Raw genomic sequence first — 2,550 nt, forward strand, 5'->3', positions numbered from 1 at the left:
ACACCATTGCAATAGCCCGTGGCGTTGATAGCAAGAACAGGGCGACTGTGGGTATCGTGGGACGTGCGGATTTCGCTTTTATGACGGGAAGAAAAGGTGGCATCTTATGCCTCTTCGCAAGTGAGAAAGGCAAGTACCTGAAAGATCGTAATGAACAATATTCCGATCCTTACGGATTGGTAGCGCTCGGTGGAACAGTGACCGTTACAAGTAGCCCAGATCTAGTGCCGATTCAACTGACAATCCCGTGGTCAGAATTGGAACTGCCAGACGACGAAAACCCTTACGATCCTAAGTTCGTTCAATGTCATATCACCGTGGACAATAAAGTGGAGTCATCTACAGACTGGATTCCATTTTGAAACTATGGACGCATCCAGACAATCTGTCTTTTCTAATTTTAGAAATAGAAAAATTTAAACCACATTAGGAGAAAACATGGCATCGCTGGATGTTTTTTCATCGCTACGTGTGCGGTAAATGTGTGTGGTTTGATGCGATTTTGGATCGTTAACTTGTTAATTCAAAACTCTTTTACTATTCTCGCGGAGAAAGAGGGATTCGCCTACATGCTGCAGGCCGCGGAATCGCTTGCAGGCGATTCCCTTCGTATCCCCCGCGCAAGCCGCGCAGGCGGCTTGCTTCTCTCCTTCAAAACAAAAATGCCCGCTTGCGCGGGCATTTGTATTTTGGCGGAGAGAGGGGGATTCGAACCCCCGGTAGGCTATGAACCTACACACGCTTTCCAGGCGTGCGACTTAAACCACTCATCCATCTCTCCTGAATTGGATCTTCGTTTTTAGCGAAGCCGCCGATTATAGCAAAATTTTCCCGGCAAAGGCCGGTTTTCCTGCGCTGCGCCATCCGGGCAAGCATAAAAAAACCGTCGCAGCTTGTAACTGCGACGGCGTTTCTATTGAACCGAGGCCAATAGATTTTATTGTGCCTGCTTCAACTGCTCCAGGATCGCCGGATTTTCCAGCGTCGAGATATCTTGCGTAATCAATTCATCCTTGGCGAGCACCCGCAGCAGGCGGCGCATGATCTTGCCGGAGCGGGTCTTGGGCAAATTGTCGCCAAAACGAATTTCCCTCGGCTTGGCGATGGGGCCGATTTCCTTGGCGACCCAGTCGCGCAATTCCTTGGCGATCTGCTTGGCTTCATCGCCGGTTGGACGCACGCACTTCAATACAACGAAGGCGCAGATCGATTCGCCTGTGGTTTCATCCGGCTTGCCGACTACTGCCGCTTCGGCAACCATAGGATGGGCAACCAGGGCCGATTCAATCTCCATCGTGCCCATGCGGTGACCGGAGATGTTCAGCACATCGTCGATGCGGCCGGTGATGGTGAAGTAACCGGTTTCTTCATTGCGGATGGCGCCATCGCCTGCCAGATAGGTGGTGCCGCCCAGCTCATGCGGGAAATAGCTTTTATGAAAGCGTTCCGGGTCGTTCCAGATATTGCGGATCATCGATGGCCATGGACGCTTGATGACCAGCAGGCCGCCTTTGCCGTTGGGCAGATCATGACCGGCTTCATCAACCACTGCTGCGGCTATGCCTGGCAGCGGCAACGTGCAGGAACCCGGCACCATAGGCGTGGCGCCCGGCATCGGTGAAATGACGTGACCGCCGGTTTCCGTCTGCCAGAAGGTATCGACTATCGGGCAGCGCTCGCCGCCTATGTGTTTGTAGTACCACATCCATGCTTCCGGATTGATAGGTTCGCCAACCGAGCCGAGCAGGCGCAGGCTGGAGAGATCATATCGGTCGGGATGTATGGCGTGATCGGCATCGGCCGCCTTGATCAGCGAACGGATCGCGGTCGGTGCGGTGTAGAAGATCGAGACCTTATGCTTTTGCACCATGTCCCAGAAGCGGCCTGCGTTCGGATAAGTCGGCACACCTTCAAACACGACCTGCGTGGCGCCAACAGCCAGTGGGCCGTAAGTCACATAAGTGTGGCCGGTGATCCAGCCGATGTCGGCGGTGCACCAGTAGACATCGTCGGGCTTGATGTCGAAAGTCCATTTCATCGTCAGCATGGCCCACAGCAGGAAGCCGCCGGATGAATGCTGCACGCCTTTCGGCTGGCCGGTCGAGCCGGACGTGTAAAGGATGAACAATGGATGCTCGGCGCCAACCGGCACCGGTGCGCAATCGCTGGTTTGCTGCTCTACCAGGTCGTGCAGCCAGACATCGCGGCGCTCGACAAAGTTGACCGCTGCGCCAGTGCGACGGTAGACGACGACATTGCGTATCGTGTCGCAGCCGCCCAGTGCCAGCGCTTCATCGACGATGGATTTGAGCGGCAGCTCCTTGCCGCCGCGCACCTGATAGTCGGCCGTCAATACAGCCACTGCGCCGGCATCGATGATGCGTTCGTGCAGCGACTTGGCGGAAAAGCCGCCAAACACCCCCGAATGGGTGGCGCCTATGCGTGCACACGCCTGCATCGCGGCGATGCCGTCGATAGACATTGGCATGTAAATGATGACGCGGTCGCCTTTGGTGATGCTCAGCGATTTGAGGCCGTTGGCGAATTTGC

2 protein-coding genes and 1 tRNA gene are annotated in these 2,550 nt (G+C 55.2%); 1 reads left to right on the forward strand and 2 read right to left on the reverse strand.

Annotation, left to right across the window (positions count from 1 at the left end; all coding sequences use genetic code 11):
- On the forward strand, positions 1-362 hold a 362-nt coding region (locus Q7T06_RS04290), incomplete at its 5' end, for a hypothetical protein (protein ID WP_304780759.1).
- Positions 363-690: 328 nt separating this feature from the next.
- Here the strand turns inward: Q7T06_RS04290 and Q7T06_RS04295 are convergent.
- Positions 691-781 (reverse strand) — tRNA-Ser (locus Q7T06_RS04295).
- A 156-nt stretch (positions 782-937) separates the two neighbouring features.
- A partial coding sequence (gene acs / locus Q7T06_RS04300) for an acetate--CoA ligase (protein ID WP_304780762.1) occupies positions 938-2,550 on the reverse strand: 1,613 nt, incomplete at its 5' end.

It is taken from the genome of Herminiimonas sp. (assembly GCF_030645555.1).
In the GTDB taxonomy this organism is placed as follows: Bacteria; Pseudomonadota; Gammaproteobacteria; order Burkholderiales; family Burkholderiaceae_D; genus Oxalicibacterium.